This window comes from Paenibacillus sp. FSL K6-1122 (genome assembly GCF_037977015.1).
GTDB lineage: Bacteria > Bacillota > Bacilli > Paenibacillales > Paenibacillaceae > Paenibacillus > Paenibacillus amylolyticus.
In genome coordinates this window covers 628,215-648,655 of the sequence record NZ_CP150272.1, presented here as the reverse complement: position 1 = coordinate 648,655, position 20,441 = coordinate 628,215, and the positions used below count along the sequence as shown (strand labels likewise).

Annotated in this window: 15 protein-coding genes; 2 read left to right on the top strand and 13 right to left on the bottom strand. The window is 49.2% G+C overall.

The genetic code is table 11. The annotated features are described in order from the left end of the window. Window positions 1-380: 380 nt before the first annotated feature. From NSQ20_RS02975 to NSQ20_RS02925, 11 genes are all read right to left on the bottom strand, one after another. Window positions 381-782, bottom strand: coding sequence for a RidA family protein (locus tag NSQ20_RS02975; protein WP_076332718.1), 402 nt, complete (start codon window positions 780-782; stop codon window positions 381-383). A 234-nt stretch (window positions 783-1,016) separates the two neighbouring features. Further along, window positions 1,017-1,991 carry a M15 family metallopeptidase gene (locus NSQ20_RS02970; RefSeq protein ID WP_340031788.1) on the bottom strand — a complete coding sequence of 325 codons (975 nt, stop codon included), beginning with the start codon at window positions 1,989-1,991 and terminating at the stop codon, window positions 1,017-1,019. Window positions 1,992-2,398: 407 nt separating this feature from the next. Beyond that, window positions 2,399-3,211, bottom strand: coding sequence for a hypothetical protein (locus tag NSQ20_RS02965; RefSeq protein ID WP_340031787.1), 813 nt, complete (start codon window positions 3,209-3,211; stop codon window positions 2,399-2,401). Window positions 3,212-3,257: 46 nt separating this feature from the next. After that, the gene (locus tag NSQ20_RS02960; protein WP_340031786.1) at window positions 3,258-6,461 is read right to left on the bottom strand and encodes a DEAD/DEAH box helicase; all 3,204 of its coding nucleotides are present in this window, start codon (window positions 6,459-6,461) and stop codon (window positions 3,258-3,260) included. A gap of 227 nt (window positions 6,462-6,688) precedes the next feature. Continuing rightward, on the bottom strand, window positions 6,689-7,108 hold the full coding sequence (locus NSQ20_RS02955; protein ID WP_169480758.1) for a chemotaxis protein CheW: 420 nt from the start codon (window positions 7,106-7,108) through the stop codon (window positions 6,689-6,691). Window positions 7,109-7,732: 624 nt separating this feature from the next. Continuing rightward, window positions 7,733-8,680, bottom strand: a complete 948-nt coding sequence (locus tag NSQ20_RS02950) for an aminopeptidase (RefSeq protein ID WP_340031785.1) — start codon at window positions 8,678-8,680, stop codon at window positions 7,733-7,735. A gap of 93 nt (window positions 8,681-8,773) precedes the next feature. Further along, window positions 8,774-10,777 carry an alpha/beta fold hydrolase gene (locus NSQ20_RS02945; RefSeq protein ID WP_340031784.1) on the bottom strand — a complete coding sequence of 668 codons (2,004 nt, stop codon included), beginning with the start codon at window positions 10,775-10,777 and terminating at the stop codon, window positions 8,774-8,776. A 60-nt stretch (window positions 10,778-10,837) separates the two neighbouring features. Then, window positions 10,838-11,404 carry a TetR/AcrR family transcriptional regulator gene (locus NSQ20_RS02940; protein WP_340032984.1) on the bottom strand — a complete coding sequence of 189 codons (567 nt, stop codon included), beginning with the start codon at window positions 11,402-11,404 and terminating at the stop codon, window positions 10,838-10,840. A 434-nt stretch (window positions 11,405-11,838) separates the two neighbouring features. Further along, entirely contained in the window at window positions 11,839-13,137 is a 1,299-nt protein-coding gene (locus NSQ20_RS02935) for an ABC transporter substrate-binding protein (RefSeq protein WP_036607334.1), read from the bottom strand. Window positions 13,138-13,739: 602 nt separating this feature from the next. Then, entirely contained in the window at window positions 13,740-14,576 is an 837-nt protein-coding gene (locus NSQ20_RS02930) for a carbohydrate ABC transporter permease (RefSeq protein WP_340031783.1), read from the bottom strand. Continuing rightward, window positions 14,576-15,457: a sugar ABC transporter permease gene (locus tag NSQ20_RS02925; RefSeq protein WP_036607341.1), complete on the bottom strand. Its 882-nt coding sequence runs from the start codon at window positions 15,455-15,457 to the stop codon at window positions 14,576-14,578. Before NSQ20_RS02925 ends, NSQ20_RS02930 begins: the two co-directional genes overlap by 1 nt. 143 nt (window positions 15,458-15,600) lie before the next feature. Between NSQ20_RS02925 and NSQ20_RS02920 the strand changes: the two genes are divergently transcribed. After that, window positions 15,601-17,430 carry a sensor histidine kinase gene (locus tag NSQ20_RS02920; protein ID WP_340019108.1) on the top strand — a complete coding sequence of 610 codons (1,830 nt, stop codon included), beginning with the start codon at window positions 15,601-15,603 and terminating at the stop codon, window positions 17,428-17,430. Between the two features lie 5 nt (window positions 17,431-17,435). Then, on the top strand, window positions 17,436-19,064 hold the full coding sequence (locus tag NSQ20_RS02915; protein ID WP_340019106.1) for a response regulator: 1,629 nt from the start codon (window positions 17,436-17,438) through the stop codon (window positions 19,062-19,064). Window positions 19,065-19,154: 90 nt separating this feature from the next. On the opposite strand, the gene NSQ20_RS02910 is transcribed toward NSQ20_RS02915, so the two are convergent. Both NSQ20_RS02910 and NSQ20_RS02905 read right to left on the bottom strand, forming a co-directional pair. Continuing rightward, entirely contained in the window at window positions 19,155-19,349 is a 195-nt protein-coding gene (locus NSQ20_RS02910) for a hypothetical protein (protein ID WP_340019105.1), read from the bottom strand. Between the two features lie 72 nt (window positions 19,350-19,421). Continuing rightward, window positions 19,422-20,387 (bottom strand): bile acid:sodium symporter, encoded by a 966-nt coding sequence (locus NSQ20_RS02905; RefSeq protein WP_340019104.1) that lies wholly within the window; start codon window positions 20,385-20,387, stop codon window positions 19,422-19,424. Between the last annotated feature and the right edge of the window lie 54 nt (window positions 20,388-20,441).

The window sequence follows — 20,441 nt, the reverse complement described above, 5'->3', positions numbered from 1 at the left end:
TGTTTTGGTTTTGGTTTTGGTTTTGGTTTTGGTTTTTTAGAGTGTGTCTACAAACTGCTTCAAACTGAAGCGTACCTGAAACTTGTCCGGAGCAGACACGTGCGATGTGCACTGCATACGAAATACATTGCTTACCGAATGTAAGAGCAAGCGGAGTTAACGCTAAGGAATCTGAGGCATCTTATTCAAGGATTTGAAGTACCCGCAGAAATCTAAGGAATCTCAGGCACGCTAATTTGAATTAATAGCTGTTTATAGCATTTTTATCAGAGTAATTTGGGAAATAACGTGTCTAAAGTTCTTTACATTTTAGCAAGAGGACCTGATGGCCAAATAAGACGTCCTGTGTTCCTTAGATATCTTCTGGGTAACGGTCAGAATCAACCGGCTTGGGTTTCATCTTCAACGATCGCTTCCACTTCAATCTCAACCATCAACAAGGGATCAATGAGTGCGCTAACTTCAACCATGGTGGCTACAGGCTGGATCTGTCCAAAAAATTCACCGTGCGCCTTGCCAACTTCCTCCCATCTGGAGATATCGGTCACAAACATCCGGGTTCTCACCACATGCGACATGTCAGCCCCCAGTTCTTTCAGCGCATTCTCGATCGTCTGCAAAACGAACCTTGTCTGTGCATACGGATCACCTGCCCCAACAACTACACCATCTTGCATCGCGGTTGTACCCGCCACTTCAATTCGGTTCCCTACCCGGATGGCACGGCAATATCCCACCAACGGTTCCCATGGGGAGCCGGTAAAAACCTGCTGTCTGCTCATTCTCTCGTCCCTCGCTTTGGTTGTATTTGTCTCTTCAGATTAAACATGAATTATATCAGTCCCCCATCATCTCAGACAATGGAATCAAGTTTAATTCTATCTTAACTCCATTAACATTTTCGCACAGAAAAAAATCCCCTGAATGACTGCCCATTGGTTAGATCAAGGACGCTTCATTCGGAGATTTATGAGAATTAGTATCTTGTCTTTTTCTTTAAGGATGAAACATCCAAATTACAACTTGATATTAGCCTCATCGAAGTATTCTTCCAGAGTTAACCCACTCTTCGCCACATCCGGTGCCAAATCTGTACCGATGTACCGGATATGCCAAGGCTCATAGACGTAACCTGTGGTATCTTCTTCACCTTGCAGATAACGGATGACATATCCGTATTCTGCAGCATGTTCAGCCAACCACTGGCCTTCCTTCGATGTGCCAAATACCTCTTCCAGCACATTGCCCACACTCGGACTCGATACATCGATGGCAAGACCCGTCTGATGTTCGCTTCGGCCTGGCACAGAACTCACACGATCTGTGTATTCTTGACCTTTGGTTTTGACATTATTGTTATAGATGGATACCTGACGCTGATATGAACGATAACCGGACACCGCACGAAGCTCAATGCCATCCGCTTTTGCACCTGCAAACAACTTCTCCAGCGCCTCCGCAGCTTCCTTGCGCATATGCCGCTTCTCGTGTGGTTCGTCGAAGGAGAACGGTACATTCGGCTCTACCAGATCGTTCGGCTCGTAACCGTCAGGCAGACTCCGTTGTTTGTTCACAATGACGGTCATAGACTCGGCATTGGTCACCACAGATTGTGCATCAATCGTCGTTTGCAGTGCGCTGATACTGCGTTTCTCCAGCAATGGGTCTTCCGCTGTCGCCCCGTTACCATTGTCCGAAGAGCCCTGCTCTCCGCCCGCTGAAGCATTCCCAGACTCGCTATCCGTGCCTTCACCGCTGTTGCCAGAAGATGATGTGTCATCCCCGCCAGCATTGTCGCCATCCGTTCCTTTATCCTCCTTAAAATGAACCGTTGTGCCGTCCGTCTCCTGTTGTGTGTTACCTGTTCCATTCGGATTCTGGCTTTCCTCTGTGCCTGAACCGTTCTGGCACGCGGTAAGCAATGCTCCGCATATCATCAATGAGGACAGCATAACCACCATGCGGCGCTGTCTTCCTGTAGTTGATTTCATGTAAAAACTCCTATCGCAATAATATAAATGTTATATAGTTCTCAGCGTGCAATGTTCCCTGCGACAGTATACCTTAATTGGGAGCGAAGCTCCACCGGTAAAGACCTCCTTTAGAAGAGATCCGAATGAACTTATACGGGCTGTACAGCCTGTATGATCGTTTTTTGGACTTTTAGAGCAACATCCCCGTGCTGTACACAATAGAATTGAAATGGGAATATACCTTCATATATCCAATATGCAAAAAATTGATTATACCGAGATGCACTTTACTAATGAGCATTAACATTGTTGGATAAAGACAAAATTCATCTTGTACCGGGAAATGATGTAATTCGAATAATGCAACATGCTGCAATAAAAACAAGCAGGGGTGATCTGAGATCTCCCCCGCTCTGATGGGTGCATCATTTGGTTGCTGGGCTGTCCGTCTTCTTCTGGACAGCCTGCCACATCCGCGCGGCTACACGCTCGCGGATCAAATCCAGCCCTGCGGTGGCCGGCACGCCCGGCAGCAGCGCCGTCAGCTCCGGCAAGGCCGGCGGCTTGCCCGGCTGCGCGAGGCGCACCTCAACGGCGCCAAAGCCCGGCCCCGGCTGGTGCATGGCGCCGTCCGCGGCGGCCTCGGCGATCCACTCGCCGACGGCAGCGCCGCCTTCGCCGCCCCGCACTTGCGGGCGGCCAGCCGTTTCCGCTGCGCGGCCGGGGCCGCTGGGATCATGGGCGAGTTCCTCCGCCCATGCCCCCAGCACGCCGGCGAGCAGCGCTTCGCGCGGCAGGCCGGCGTGCGCCAGCTGCAGCAGCGGCTCGGCCGCGAGGCGCGCGGCTACGGCGCGCTCAGCGGCCGCGGCATGCGCGCAGCCCGGGCGGCCGCAGGTGCATGCCACGGCCGCGCTGGCCGTTGCTGCGCCTGGCGAGCCATCGGGCGCTTGCGTAGCCGGCAGCAGCCCGGCGAGCTCCTCGGACGCCGGGCCGCCGCGCAGCAGGGCGTACAGCGTCAGCGGGCGCTTGCGCAGCTGAGCCAGCACAGCCTCGCGCTGGACTTCGCTCAGTCGCGCCGGCGTTCCCGTGACCGTGAACATGCCTGCGGCTGATCCGGTCTTGCCCTCAGCAGCGGAAGCGGAAACGGAAACTTCCTGGTCCGCATCCGCTGCTGTATTTACTTCTGCTGTCCATCCACCGGGGGACATATGCAGCTCGATCTTCCATTTTTCGCTCACAATAATCCCCCTTTCTCAACATCTATATTCCCCTGAATGTTCAAGGTCACAGCCACGTCTCACCCTGAAGAGAAATCAGGCCACGCAGCTCATCATCCGACATCTCGGTCAGCCAATTCTCACCCGAACCAACGACCTGCTCGGAGAGTGCCTTCTTGCTCTCAATCAGCTCATCAATCCGTTCCTCCAGCGTTCCCTGACAGATCAGCTTATGCACCTGCACATTGCGATTCTGCCCGATTCGGAATACACGGTCCGTTGCCTGATTCTCAACCGCGGGATTCCACCACCGATCATAGTGAACGACATGACTCGCCCGTGTCAGATTCAGACCCACACCTCCGGCACGAAGAGATAGAACAAACATGGACGGCCCCTCTCCTTTTTGGAAAGTCTCCACCATATCGTCTCTTTGCGACTTCGATACACCGCCATGCAGGAAATAAGGTTCTTCCTCGTATCGCTGTTTCAACCTCGACACTAATAGATCTCCCATGGCAACATACTGCGTGAAAATCAAGGCAGATTCCCCGTTATCACGGATGGCGTCCAGCAGTTCAAGCAAACGTTCCATCTTACCAGATGCCTCAGCCTTGCCGTGGTCTTTCCGATTGCTGTCCGCCAGCACCGGATGATCACAGATCTGCTTGAGCTTGGTCAGGGAGGACAGCACAATCCCCTTACGGGCAATGCCATTTCTGCCGTCCAGCCCCCCCATCAGATCATCCACCACACGCTGGTACAACACCGTCTGCTCCGGCGTCAGGGAACAATAGGATTTCAGTTCAAGCTTCTCTGGCAGATCCTTGCGAATATCCGGATCACTTTTCAGCCTGCGCAGCATGAATGGAGATACCAGTCGATGAAGCTCACGCAAGGATGCTGCATTTTCTTCGGATGGCCCCAGTCCTGTATACCGCTGGCGGAACGATGAAGCTGTGCCCAGATACCCCGGATTGAGAAACTGGAAAATCGACCAAAGTTCGCTCAGCCGGTTCTCTACAGGCGTTCCCGTCATCGCAATACGATGAAGTGTAGACAGTCGCATCACGCTTTGCGCTTGTTTGGTACGGTAATTCTTAATATATTGTGCCTCATCCAGCACAATGGTGGACCAGTGCAACGAAGCCAGATCCGGGCCATCTCTGCCTGCCAGATGATAGGTCGTCAGTACAATGTCATGCGTCTGCGCTTCTGCCTGAAAATCATTCCCGTGCAACCGTTGTCCGCCATGATGAATGTACAGCGACAGATCCGGGGCAAACCGCTTCAGCTCACGCTGCCAGTTTCCAAGCAGCGAGGTAGGACACACAATAAGTGCAGGCAGATGAACAGGCTGCTCATGCGTGTGCTGATCCGCCGGGAAAGAATGATCTGATCCATTCAACAGCTCATTCTCACGGGCTTCCTCTTCAGCCGCCTGGCGTTCCTCGTGTTTGTGGTCCAGCAGACAGGTAATTACCTGAATCGTCTTCCCAAGTCCCATATCGTCCGCGAGACATACGCCAAAGCCCAGCTCACGCATCGCGGATAACCATTGGTAACCTCGTTCCTGATAAGGTCTGAGTTCACCATGCAATTCTGCCGGAACCTGACGAGGCTCAATGCTGCGAAGCACCTGTCCATCGAGCAGGAAAGCAAGCATCCCATCAGATTCGGCACCAAAGACGGAGAGGCCCTTCCATGCGGAATCCTCCCCTTCATCTGCTGCCAGATGCAGCCATTCGGAGAGAGGCATATATTGTTCTTCTTCTTTTTTCATATAACGCAGGACTTGGCGAATCTCTTTTGTATCCACTTCAATCCATTCACCACGGAACATGACATACGGAACTGTGGATTCAGCCAATGCTGCCAGTTCCTCCGCCGTGACCGGTTTACCATCTAGCATAGGCTCCGCTTTGAAAGCAACCAATTGTTCCATGCCCAGTGCCGATGTGGCTCCAGGCAACCGCTCTGTTCCCCGATTCAACATCTGCAGACGCAGTCCCGCACGACGTTTCCCGGCTCGACTCCACCTTGAAGGCATGAGAACGGTTATCCCGGCCTTCTGCAAACGTGGAACCGCATGCGTGAGAAACTCAAAGAAACCCTGCTGCTCCAGCTTAATTTCCTCCGGACGAGCGGTAAGCAGCGCTGTCTCCAGTTCAGGTGCCATTTCTGCTGCTTGCCCGAGTGCCATCAATAATTGCTCTGCCGCCGAGGTATATAATACCTTCCCCCGGTCCAGATCTCGCTCTGGATGTGCCCAGATAGTCCGTGCAGGCAACCTCAAGCTTGGTTCCTGCTCACTGTCCGCCCAAAAGCTGATCCCCCAGATCGTTTCATGTTCGCCCAGCGGTGGCTCCAAGCGGAGCACCAGCTTCAATTGGCCTTCAGCAGGTGCCATCTCTTCTGCTCCCACGATTGGCATTGACGTTCCACCAACTTCTTGCAGCGTATGAATAAACGCTGTCATATCGTCCGTCGGCCCTTGCACCGTCACAGGACGGAACATCGAGATCAGACTGTTCCACCAGAGTTCGGCTACTGGCGAAGATCCGCGTCGATATGGGGTGCGGTAACGGGACAGTTCACTGTCCATGCCCTCCAGTTCACTTGTCACTACAGCATGAATCATGCCACTCATGAATGAAAATAATACCGCAGCCCCTGCTTCTTCACGCGTTTCCGGTTCCAATGAAGCATAAGCTCCAGGAGCAGCCAATCCAATTGGAGGCATCGCTTCAGCAAGATCGCGGAAGCGTTCGATGTCCTCCTCCTGCTGCAAGCGTGGCCGCCATACGCCTGTTAATGTCTCTTGCCCGGTCCGTCGCCGTGCTCCGGTCTTTGCTGCGAATTCAGCCGATGGAGCAATTGCTCCCCGCAACAGCAGCTCCTGTGTGAACTGCGCTGCTTTGATCCAGTAACGCATCTCTTCTCCAACCTGAATTCCGGCTGCATTTAACAAACGGTCATCCCATTGCAGCAGCAACCTGAAGGCATCCTTAGGCGAGACTGCCAATCCTTCCAATGTGCGTCCCAGCAGTTGACGCCGCTTCGTGTTCTTCGCTTCAGCCGTGTTCCTCAGCGGATTCGGCCAGCGCAGCTCCGCAAGACGCAGAGCGGCAGGCTGAAACAGACGACCCCCGTCGCCAAAATTCAACCTTCTTACCACGTGGCTCCATGCATCCACACGCGGTTCCGATGTTTCACCCGAAAAACAAAAAAATACGTCACCAAGCCATACTCCATACAGCGATTGCATCATTAAAGTCTCCCGTCATCCCTTCGCATTGTTACTCTCCATCATATACGAAAATGACCGGATTTAAAAACCTTTGCCCATAAAAAGTGGTTATTCTGATGGTTAGGGGGTGTCTCAAAACGCCCTAGCGGCACAAAAAAATGTCCCTTCACCCTAAAAGCGGATGAGGAACATTTGGGTAAACCGAAGGATAATACTGAATATTGAAAGAATTACGGATTGTTATACTCCTATGATCTGATCAAGCTGCCCAGCAATACATCCAGGTTCAAAATACCTGCACGATGATCTTCACAGAACCCGATCTTGTCAAAAACGCCAAGCATGAAACGGCGGTGTTCCTCAGCTGGTTCCTCGAAACGATCATAACTTACGACAGAATCGACCATATCTACGATCAGCGGTACAAATCCACCTTTGTAAGGCACCACAATAATACGTGTAGAAGTGGTATCCTCCTGGTCTGGCATGCCTAACAATACACGAAGACTCACCACCGAAACGACCTTACCGTACAGCGAAGCAAAACCTCGGATCTCCGGGCTTCCAAATGGAACTGTTGTTACCTGTACCATTCTGATGATCTCATGAACTTCATCAATTCGTAGTGCAAAGATCTGGTCTCCTACCGAAAAATTAATATATTGCATTCCCTCGTCCATAGTTATCCCCATATCCTCTCATTCCGTATAATCAGACTACTTTCGTCCCATTAGATGTTACTTTGGTGTATCGGTTATTTTTGATCAAATGTTTAGGCTTCAGATCAATTTTGCCAACTTCAACAGACGTTGCATTACGGTTGCTGTCTCCGCTCTGCTCATTTGCCCTGCTGTGGAGGGTGGTGGAAATCAGTCGTTTTAATATTGAGCGTAAGTAACCTGACATCGGATTGAAAAATTATATTCAAAAAAAGACCAAAGATCAGCTTTATGCCGATTTTTGGTCTTTTTTATCCCCATATATTATGGATCTGTTTCTATGTTTTCAAATACTTGGAACAAAAAAGCGATATTCCTGTGGATAACTTGTTTCATTACTCCAAAACGACTGTTTTATCGGATGAAAACACGAGTTATACCTGATTTGTGGATAAGTTGTGCACATATTGCACACATGCTGTGGATATCTTTAGCGTTTCATGTGGATATTCATTAATTTAATGTGGACATGTTGTGTATTTGTTTGTAAATCTGACGTAAAATCCGAATTTCCGCTTCAGTTATCCATTACTGTGGACACGTTGTGGACATGCCCAATTTCCTTCGCTGTAGTTATTGTACCAATTCACCCTGACGCATGATCAGCTTGTCATCGATGTACACGTCCGGCTTTTGTACAACTGCATCAATATGAACACCTGCAGCAATCGTTCCACCAAATGTGTTATTGCTGCCAAAGGCCACATGAATTGTGCCGTACACCTTCTCATCTTCCAGCACCACACCCGTGATTCGCGCCTTGTTATTGGTACCGATCCCGAATTCGCCGAGAAAACGACCATCGCCCTCACCAAGCGTTTCCAGTAATTGAGCCCCATCTGGTCCTTCAGCTGACACCAACCGTCCTTCACTAACGGTCAATAACATCGGTTCACGGAGTGCCCCAATTCCAGCAACGGAACCATCTACAACAATACTGCCCTCACCCTTGCCCTCAACGGGAGCAATATAAGCTTCTCCTGACGGCAAGTTGCCCGATTCACCAGGGTTCAAATACATACCTGTGCTTGGTACACCGTTACGATCTTCAATGGAAAAGGACAGACTATAGCCCTGCTTCTCTATTCGCACATGGCGACCTGCGGTTAATAGAGCCGTTACCTTCTCGGTCAACGCCTTTACTTGCGAATATTCAGCTGTAATGGCTCCGTTCATAAACATATCCTCTGTCATGCCAGGCATGGTTGCCACTCGGGTCCCTGAAGCAGCGGCTTTTTTGCGTGCTTGGGTATGTGTTAATGAATATCGCGTTACACACACGGCTACATCTGCTCGAATCATGGCCTCTGCAATTGGTGCAGGTGGCTCTTCGCCGGATCTGCTGCGTTCCTCCATGATTAACAGGACTGATTCTGCACCAAGTGCTTTGCCTGCCTCATAGATGGATTCAGCCAGATCCCGTTTCATATCGTCTGCGACAACTACCAGATTCTCTCCGCTGCGCAGTCCGAGACATTCCGTTAGCACATTTTTACTGATTTCCACACGTTGCTTGCTCATACATTCATCTCTCCTGTCTTTGGTTCAGCTCTCAAGAGTCGACTTGACCCTTTCGACAATTGGCACGGGATTCCTGCATGTCCAAACCTGAACTCACCTCAAGGTATCGGCCCATTCGGCGAGGATTGCAGCTGTTTCCTTATACTGAAACGTCGGAAAGTAATGTCCATAGGGTACATCTATTCGTTTGACCTGTGAGTTCATATCCTGGGGATAGTGATATTCCCGATCTTGATTGGCCCATACAACTAATGTATTCTTGGCATAATGCTGACTTTCCATTTTCGCCCACAACGTTGATCTGGCGCCTTTCCTCTGACCCGAGTGGATCCACCGCAACAATTCCGCATTCGCTCCCGCAATTCGAGGGGATTGGAGACTGGAACGTATTCTCTTGCCCATGGTATGGGCCATAACACTGCTGTCGCCTACGCCGCTATGTGAACTGAACATTTGATTCCAACTTTTCTCCGATCTGCCACGCAGCAGGGAGCGTATCACCCCTCTTGGTAAACGGGAAACCCATCTTAGGACATTCGGATTTGAATTGTTGGCAACTGGCTGGAGCAACCCCAGTCGAATGTCTGTCCGCCCGCTACGCATCTGTGCCGCAGCTACAATAGCAGCCCCGATCGAATGACCAACCAGCTTCACCGGACCTTCAAACTCACCAAGAGCCGTAAGCAGTGCATCCACCTGACCTTCAAACGCTTCATCCCCCTGATGTACCGGGGACCGTCCGAATCCAGCGAGATCGATTAACCATACCGGGTTCCCGGTCCGGTCCCTAAGCTGTTTTCCTAAAGGTAACATCTCATCCGCAGATTGAAGCAAACCATGTACAATAATCCAAGGCTCTCCCTCACCCTCACCCTCACCCTCCCAACCAAGCATAGCCATATTTCCACTTCGAGACCGAATATAATCTGTCGGAAAACCCTCAGGTAACGGCGTATACCGAAAACGATAGTCCAGATCGGCTGTAACCAGCGGAAGCTGTTCCCGGATGTCCGGCCAGGATTGCCCCATACGTGTGAACAGAGCCTCTGTCTCTTCAACCGGGAATGACCTGTTGGTAATAAAAGCAACCGACTCCGCTGGAACACCACTGATGCGTGAACCACCTGATTTCATGATCCATTGAATCCACGGTAATGGCACAGCCCCTTTCGGCTTGGGTACGTCCAATTGCTGCGCCAAGAGTTGCAGCAGTTCCTTCATATTGGGACTGTCTTCCCTCCGCGCCAATAGCGGATAAGTTCCTCCGACTGGAGTAGCTTCCCTGGATAGAAAAACAAGCGTCTGTGCAACAATGTCATTCTCCACAAGCGGTAACCAATAGGATGAACCTCCCGGCACTACCGGCATAAGTCCTTTCTGAATCGCCTGAATGAGCAGCCCAATCCCACCCGTTTGCTCGGTTTCACCGGTGGGGCGTGGTCCAACCACTGTACTCGGATTTACAACGGATAAGGGATAGTGATGCTGTTCTGCATGCTCGCGAATATGTAGATCCGCATGAAACTTCATCTCTTCATACGCACTTTCATTGTTGTCCACATGCTCAACCTGTAGATAATTCCCCTGTTCATTCCGCTCTCCATAAGGACTCATATAACCAACAACGTGGATAAAGTGTCTCAATCCATGAGTACCGTGGATTTCCTGCGCTAGCTGTGCCACTTCTCTGGCCCCGTTCATGAATATCTGCTCGGCTACTTTTCGTTCCAAAGTGACGTCCATCGTTCCACCCGCGTGAATGATCACATTTGCTTCAAGAGCACGCTCCCGATCTACTGCGGTAAGGCCAAGACCCGACATGGATAAATCACCTGTAATAAAGGTAATCCGCTTGAAATCCTTCACTCCATAAGCCTTCAGCACAGTTCTGGCTCGCTGTTCCGAACGAACCAGCAAGAGCAATTGTGCCTCTCCCTGCGTGAGTTGTTTGACCGTTTCTTTGCCAATAAAACCTGTACTACCTGTCATAAAAATGGTCTTGGCTGCAATATCAGACTTGCTTATTACCTGATTCATGTTTGTTGAATTTGCTGCTGTGTTTTCTTCATTGGATACACGGTTAGTATGTACAACCATTCTGTTTCGGCTCCTTTTAGTACCATACAGTACTAGTTATATTCAAAAAAAGAGCTTCGATTAACGAAGCATCTGACAAAACGTACGTGCCGATTGTTCTATAATCCCAACATCACGGGCAGTTCCCGCTAGGATTAGCGAACCTTCCAATGCGGCAATAAACAACAACGCAGCCGGTCCCGGCTTGATCTCTTTGCGAAATTCACCGCGATCCAAACCTTGCTGAAACAACTTCTCCACCATCGGTCTAAGCTCACGAAAGAATCTGGATATGCTTTCCTTCACTTGGGGTGCACTGTCCGGTGTCTGCATATATAACGTAACAAAAGGACAGCTCCCTTCGTAATTTCGGCCCTCAATGCCTGCCGACAACAATGCCATGAATGAGTAGATACGCTCCTCCACTCCTCGCTCACGCTGACTGAGCAGCAGATACAGCTCCGACTCATACTGGGCAATCCAGTATTGTACCACGGCCTGGAGCAGCTCCTCCTTGTTTTTAAAATGATAATAAATATTTGACTTGGATACCCCACTCACGCGCACGACTTCATCCATGCTGACGTAGCTGTACCCCTGACGCAGAAATAATTGTGCCGCCACTTCAACTGCCTTGGTCCGGTTCACCGGATTGGAACTTTTGGATTTGGCGGGTCCCGTATTCATTTTTGGATTTGTCATATTTAGAACTATACAGTACTAATCAGTTGGAAACAAGTATTTCTGTTAACAAAAGAGGACCTCCCAATCCAGCTACTCCATACTTGTCCACATTTAGAGTGTTATACACACAGGATATCCACATATAGTATTAACTCTGTGTTAAATATGTCATTAGATCGTTAAACTACTTTTGGGTTATCCACATTTCAGGAATATTCCCATCTATCATTTTTCCAGCGAGTACTTTTTGACTCCTTGGAAAAACAAAAACAGGCCAACCAGAATAAGATTTCTGGTTGGCCCGTTTCAATTAACTTATATATCCGAGAGACTAACTTTTCTATCCAAAAATTTCTGAACCGTTTTTGGTAACCTGTGGATACCGTCCATGATCCGGATTATTTTTTCAGACTATCCCAGTTCTGTTGCAATGCGTCGAGCAATCCGGCTTTATCCGATTTGCCTGCAACGTAAGCCTGAATTGTGCTGCCATACTCTTGTGGAACCCCTTCAGGGAAACGGTTGAAGTTCCAGCTGAGTGTTTTATTTTCTTGGCTATACTTCATGATCTCTGTGGCGAGGTCACCCAGATCCTCTTCGGATGCCGTGATGGAACTGAACGCCGGAATGAATTTGAATTCTTTCGTCATGTATTGTTTCCCGATATCCGAAGTTACGAGCCACTCCAAAAACTCTTTTGCTTCCGGTTTCACTTGGGAATTCTTGTTCACAACCCAATAGTTCGGCACGCCGACAAACAATTTGTCATTGGGTTCATTGTTAATTGGCATTGGGAGGATACCCAGATTCAGATCTGGATCGATTCCATCGATCTGTACTTGAGTCCAGTTTCCTTGTTGCATCATCGCCGCTTCTCCACTCGCAAACAACGTAACTTGCGTATTGTAGTCGGTTGTCAGCGGGTTTTTGTTGCTGTATTTCAGCGTTAAGTCGAGCAAGTTGATCCAGTCGGCGAACACTTGGTTGCCAGGAATCTTCTCCGTACTTTCGTTGAGTCCTTGGATGAATTTCACCGGATCTGCCTGATTTGCAAATGCGACGTTTACGTTATGATTGCCCAGCACCCACCACTCCTGATACCCGTTAGAGAATGGGGTAATGCCTGCGGCTTGAAGCTTCTGTGCCGCTTGATCCAATTGTTCCAGTGTCGTTGGAATTTCGGTAATACCTGCTTTTTGGAAGAGGTCTTTGTTATAAATGAAACCATAACCCTCCAGCGCGAGCGGCTGTCCATAGAGCTTGCCGTCTTTGGTCATTGGCTCTTTGGCTACTTCGAGTGCATCCTTGGCCCATGATTCTCCAGACAGATCTTCCAGATATTCAAGCCATGTATCCAATTCACGATAACCACCTACGTTAAAAATGTCCGGTTGTTCGCCAGCGGCAAACTTGGCTTTTAATGCAGCACCGTAGTCACTGCCGCCACCTACAGTTTGAATGTCCAGTTTGACGCCTGGATGGGAGGATTCATATTCCGCTTTGAGACGATTGAGCGCTTCCGCAATTTCGACTTTGAATTGGAAGATCTTAATGGTTTTATCTCCAGCAGCAGCCTCGCCACCACCTTGAGCATCCGTGTTGACCGGACTGCCACTCTTGTCCCCATTGCCACAACCCGCGAGCATTACCGAAAAAGCAATCAGCATAAGCAACGTCAACTTTGTCATTCTTTTCATACATACACTCTCCCTATAGTAGTTTCAGTATAACCGTTCCACTAATGAATATTTACACTGGCACTCCGATGACAGAATAACCTTCCCTTGAAGCGTGTTTTCATTCTAACGAACCGAGCGCACGTTATTCGCACCTATTTGCACAGGTTCCCCATTCTAACGAATCACAGCGATGTTATTCCGTCGATTTGGTCAATTTTTAGGGCTCTGATGCCGTTTTGTACCCGAATAACGTTTCAGAGATTCGTTACAATTTGTATTCCTTGATTATCCACCTATTAAGATGCGGTGGATTCGTTAGCGCTTTGAACAAGGAGCATACCATCACTCTGTAGAAGAAGTTCTAGCTATACAAGCTTCTTTCTTGGTCATTTCTCTTTATCGACGCTTTCTCTTCAGGTGTCATGCCCAAGCCGTGCGGGCATGACTCCCTTTGCACACCTCCATGCGAGGTGGGAGCAAAGGGATCAGGATGCGATGTAGGAGCGGAGCGTTCGCCTTTGATACTCGGTGGCTTCCTTGCCCCAATCCATTCAGGCCACCGAGGAGCAACAGCGACCAAAAGCGCAACTTGATCCCGGCAGCGACCCCTGCCCTCGCACTCACCCTTTAACTGATCCAGCCGTAATCCCCTGAATGATGTACTTCTGCATCAGCAGGAAGAAGATAATGATCGGCATGATGCCGAGCACAAGTGCTGGCAAGGCCAGATCCCATTGCTTCGTATATTGTCCGAAGAGTGCAAAGGTCGCAATCGGAATCGTACGCAGGTTGGAGCTTTGCAGGATCAGCGATGGAAGCAGATAATCATTCCAGATCCAGAGTGTGTTCAGAATGATGACGGTTACATACATCGGTTTCATGAGTGGAAATACGATCCGGAAGAATACTCCGTAGACCGAGCTTCCATCCACCCGTGCTGCTTCCTCAATCTCCAGTGGGACGGATTTTACGAATCCGTGGAACAGGAAGACAGACATCGGTGCCCCGAAACCGAGATAACAGATAATGAGGCCGCCAAGGCTGTCGATCAATCCCAGATTACTGGTTACAGTAACGAGTGGAATCATGATAGACTGGAACGGAATCACCATCGCGGCAATGAACATGCCGAACAAAATACGGTTGAACCGGGTATCGCTGCGGACCATTCGGTACGCGGCCATGGAACTGATCAGCACAAGCAACAGATTGCTGACCACCGTAACGATAAGCGAGTTCATCAGCGCCGACGGGAAGTTAATTTTCTCCCAGGCGTTCGCATAGTTGCCCCACTGAAATACTTCCGGCCATGCAGCCGAATTGGTGAGCAGATCACCGAAGGTTTTGACCGAATTCACAAACAGGAAGTAAAACGGAACCAGGAATAAAAGTCCAAGGAGTACCATGACAATCTCGGTTAAAATGGTACTGAAGCGGTAATTTTTCGTCGTCTCCATTAGGCTTCTACCTCCTTGCTCTTCGTCAGACGTACCTGAATCATGGTGATGATGGCAACGATTACGAAGAACACGAGCGCTTTGGCGGTTCCGATGCCATATCTGTTATTCACAAAGGCTTCATTGTAAATATTAAGTGCAACCGACTCTGTTGATCCGAACGGTCCACCTTTGGTCAGTGACAGATTGAGATCGAACATTTTGAACGACCAGGAGATCGCCAGGAACAGACAGATCGTTACACCCGGCATAATGAGCGGAAGAATGATGCTCCGCAGTACCTGCCAGCGACTTGCGCCATCAATCTCGGCAGCTTCCAGCAGATCAGGGGATACATTTGTCAGAGATGAGATGTAGATGACCATCAGATATCCTGCGGTCTGCCATACAAACACGATCACGATTCCCCAGAAGGCGGTTGGTTCGTCTCCCAGCCAAGGAAGGTTGAAGAAGGACCAGCCGGTTACATCGCCTACTGCTGAAAACCCTTTCACAAATATGAACTGCCAGATAAAGCCGAGCAACAACCCACCGATCACGTTAGGCATAAAAAAGATCGTACGCAGAATGTTTCTCGTCTTAAGCGGTTTGGTCAGAAAATACGCCAGGAAAAAGCCAATCACATTGGTTAGTACTACACCAACCACGGTGAAGCGCACCGTAAACCAAAACGCCGTTTGGAACTTGGGATCATTCGCAAAAACATGCACGAAGTTGTCAAACCCTACCCAATTAATGTTCTCGGATACCCCGTTCCAATCCGTGAAGGAATACACCATGCCAAGCAGGAAAGGGACCACGATGATGAGAATAAAAAACACGATGGAGGGACCCACGAACACAAGCTGCTGTAACAGCTGTGAAGATTTGCGATGCTTCATATCGTTCTCCCCTTCTATAGATGGATGAAATTGGTCTCTTTTTCTATTAAACCCCATTATCGCCGAGGGAAACACCGACCCTTGTGAACAGTTGGGGGTAAAATATTGTCCTCTCTAAACCTGCAACCAGAAGGGGTGTTCCGATGTCCAAATACTACAGTATACGCACCAAATTGATTGCCTTTATGCTCATTGCTACCACCCTTCCGCTACTCGCGTCGATCAGCATGACGTTTATCCAGACCAAGACGGCTCTGCGGGAACAGGCTGTTGAAGAGAACAATCGCCTGATCTACCAAGCGTCCACCAATCTCAATAACTATGTGGATAACGTGGCCAGAGCGTCGCTCGCTGTGTATAACGACCCGAACTTTCTACGTAACCTGGCGAAGATTCCTGGAGATTATCGTGCGGTGGCCGAAGTGTACACCACTTTGCAGACAATACGCGCGGCTGTGCCGGATGTATTCCAGCTGTATTTGCACTCTTTTGCCGCTAATCAATCCACCTTAATTACAAATCCCTTTCCGAAGCGGGAGGAACGAAAACAGGCCTATTCCGGCTCGCTTCATGGAAAAACAGGCGGTGACAGCCCGGATATCTGGGTGGAATCGGCCCACATGAGTCACACGTACGGATTCAAGGCTGCCTCCCCCGATGACCCTGCCAGAACGGTCATTACCCTGCATCGGGTGATCAAGGATATTCCGTCCACCGAGCGTCTGGGTGTACTCGCCATTGATCTGAATATGAATACCATTGCAGCAATCTGTGGCAGGCTGTATGATCCGGCTAAGGAACAGATCTATGTGGTGGATGGTCAGAATCAGATCATTTACCAAGGACGTTCCGAGGTCAATCATACGGATGCACTACGAGAGGAAACGGCTAGTGAACTGAATATCGCGCGATCTAGCGCAGGTACAGCCCAGAACGTTGCAGGGCATTTTGAACAGGATCGTTCCATGTATGTATACCAGCAACTTGGTAGCACTTACGCCGATTGGACCATCGTCAAACAGATCCCAAATGAGACGTTATATGCCAGAGCCACCACACTTACGTGGAATAACGCGATGATTGCCATTGCGGCACTTGTATTAGTCATTGTTGCAACCTTGTTCATCTCCATCCGAATCACCGGTCCACTCAAGCAACTCATGCGGTATATGAACCAGATTCAAGCCGGGCGTCTGCATGTGGATATCCATCTATCCAGCCGAGATGAATTTGGGGTGCTCGCTCGTCATTTCCGGGATATGATGGATACGGTAAATAACCTGATTTTGCGGGAATATCGACTGGAAATCGCCAATAAGACCAATCAGCTCAAAGCGTTGCAAGCGCAGATTCATCCGCATTTTCTGTATAATACACTGCAATCGATCGGTACACTTGCCCTTCAACAGCAAGGACAACGGGCGTATACACTACTCTCTAGCCTGTCCAAAATGCTGCGCTACAGCATGCGGGATCAGACCTGCGTGACCTTACGCGAAGAGGCGGAGCATGCCCGATTATATCTGGAACTGCAGCAGGAGCGGTTTGGTGACCGCCTTGAGGTGGATTTGGATTTTGCCGAAGATACACTGTCTGTCGAAATGCCAAGAATGACGTTACAACCTTTAATTGAGAACTACTTCAAACATGGGGCAGATATTCAGCCTGGCAAAGGTCACATATCCCTATCCAGCCGCCGGATCAACGATCATTGGATTGAAATAGAACTGAATAATAACGGTCCCTCCATACCTGAAGAAAAATTACTGGAGATCTGCGGATGGCTACATCAAAGTCATACAACAACCGGGTTATCCACACAAGAATCCGACGAGTCTGAATCCATCGGTCTACGAAATGTAATACGCCGACTTCAATTGAACTCACATCCCGGTCACTCAGCCAGGCTTGAGATCAACAATCGGGAACCCAATGGTGTGAAGATCACGGTTAAACTATACGCGGGAGAGTGAACAACATGAAGGCACTGCTTGTAGATGATGAAAAACATGTCCGCGATGCCATAAGGTTGCTTGGTCATTGGGAAGAGTTTGGCATTGATACATTACTTGAAGCAGCAGACGGGGATGAAGCCATCGCCGCCATCACGGCACATCAACCTCAAATCATACTCAGTGACATGCGTATGCCGGGCAAGGACGGTATGGCATTGCTTGAATGGATATCGGCTCATACCCCGCACAGCAAGGTGCTGGTTATCAGCGGATATGATGATTTTGAACTTGTGAGGCATGCAATCAGGCATGGTGGCATGGACTACCTCCTGAAACCTGTGGAAGCAGATGAGCTGAATGCATCTCTATTAAAGGCCGTTACAGCTTGGGAAGAGGAAGACGCCATTCGAATACAATCCACCAGGCAATCCATTGTTGTTAATCGAATGCGCCCACACTACCAGGATCGTCTACTCACCGAACTTGCCGTCGGAAGAGGCAGCAGCCCATCACACATGCAGCGATTGCAGGATGAGTTAAATCTCCCCCGTCTAATCTCTGTCTGTAGTGTCGCTGTCACCAGCCTGTCCCATCTGGATGCAGATTGTCTGGCAAAATACCGCAGTCAACCGGACCTGCTTGTGTTCTCGGTGCTCAATATCTGTGCCGAGATGTTATCCACACCAGACGAAGGCGTAATGTTTCGTCAGTTGGATCAACCGGACGAGATTGTTCTGCTGCATTGGGGTCCATCCACTTCATTGGAACATATTCTGGACAAGGTCAATCAGGGATTGGAGCAGACGATTCAGCGCCGGCTTCATTTTGGCATCTCCACCTGTGAGTCTTACCCTGGCGGAATCTCAGCGGCCTATCTGGAAGCAAGTTCAAGGTTGTGGCGACGTAATGTTGTGCAAATTAAACAGCGAATCCATGCCTCAGTGGAATCATCAATTGGGAATAAAATGAGGCGTTTAACCGCCCATGAAGAACCCCTGCGTATGGCAGCCATGAGCTGCCGGGCTTCCAGTGTATCTGCTGCGGTCGCCGAGTGGCTTGACCCGATTACTGATCTTGAGGTTGTCAGTGCTGAGCAGATCCAGCAATGGATCGATGAGCTGGAATGGATGCTGAGCCGCTGGCTTGATGATACGGCAGGTTCGTCATTCCATGAGGAAGAAATGACGGAGGAACAGTCTATTCCCTTTGCCGAGTTACCTTTGGACGCTGAAGGACTGTTATCCTTCCCCCTGCTTCGTTCATTGTTGGAACAACGGCTGCTTGCGGCCGGTAAGGCACTCACCGCTCATCACCACGCCAATCCTGATCCCATGAGTGAGATTGCACGTTATATGGACGCCCATTATCAGGAGGACCTGTCCTTACAGCAGATTGCCGCGCGTTTCTATCTGAGCCGGGAGTATATTTCCCGTAAATTCAAACAGCAATTTGGCCTGAACTGGTCGGAATATTTGGGCAAACTGCGAATCAATAACGCCAAGCTGCTATTGCAAAACCCTTCCCTGCGAGTTGCCAAAATCTCGGAGATGGTTGGATTCCAGGACGAAAAGTATTTCAGCAAAGTGTTCAAAAAAATGGAGGGCATCACGCCAGCGGAATATCGTAAAACATTATTGGAGGCTGGCACGTAACGAGTACCTGATCGAATCAAAAAGAGTACTCCCGGCATGACCCATCGGAAGTACTCTTTTTACTTTTACTTTTACAGAAAATAACCTATATCATGACGATTTGTTGGCTCTTTCTTTTCTCAGATAGGATACGATCCGAAAGATTGCAGCTACAGCTATACCCAAGTAGAGATAATAAATGTTATTTCCCGATGTATGAGCCGCTATAGGAAAAAAGACAACGATGAACGGAACCAGTGCAATATCCAGGTAGAACATGATCTTCCGATAAGTAAGAACTCTCATCTCCCCCTTTGATTTACCAAAAATGGTTTTATTAATTATATTAAATCATAACATAGATACGTCCTAGTCCGCTCACCGATCCCGCAAAATCACCGCAGGTACAAGTCGAATGTAGATTAGCTCCCCTGCAAGCTCCACCATCGTCTGTGTAACGATGACTGCCGCAGCTATAGTTGCCCATTCTGGCGGGAGTGCCAGCGCCAGCGGCAGAACAACCAGCGAATTCCTTGTGGCTGAACTGAAAATTAACGCACGCCCTGCGCCTGGATTCAATCCAAACCAAGTAGCAATAAGCAGAGATATCCAAGGCATAATGATCAGAAAAGCAATGTAGATCGGGATCACGTTCACGATAATCGCCATATCATTGTAGACTTTGCCAATCTGGGAAGCGACAACCACGATCAGCGCAAGTGCCATCATCGGAACCGGGAGCCATGCCGTTGCATTTATGACCCGCTCCCCGCTCGCTTTACCTCTTGAGAGAAATTGTGTAACAACAGCGAGCAGCAGTGGAATAACGATCAGGAACAGAAAAGCCTCCACAAACGGCCCAACCTGCATGATCTGTGCCACCTCGGTACCCATCAATAACCATAAATAAAACGGCAACAGTATCATTTGTATAACAAATAAAAAAGGTGTTGCGGCGAGCATCAGCTTCTCATTGCCCCGGCCGAGCTGTGTGAACACAATGACGTAATCAATACAGGGAGTTAACAGTACCAGATAGACTCCGATCAGAACGCCTGGTGATTGCGGAAAGACAAGTGTGAGCAACCATACAACTACAGGTACTACGATAAAATTAGCCACCAGTAGCGCCACCATAAATCGAAGATTCGACCAGGACTCTTTTAACTGTAAAAAGGGAATCTGTACAAACATGCTGTATAACAGAACTGCAAGAACCGGGGACACAGTGTAGTGTAAAACATTCCCCCATACCGGATTACTCAGCCCTATCGCTGCCCCTACGAACAGTGCAACTACATAGAACCAGGTTTGCTGTTGCTCCATCGTTTCTCTTGTGAGCATTTCTCTTCCTCCTCTTCTAGTGGGACATCGTGGGCATGGACATATTTCTGCTTC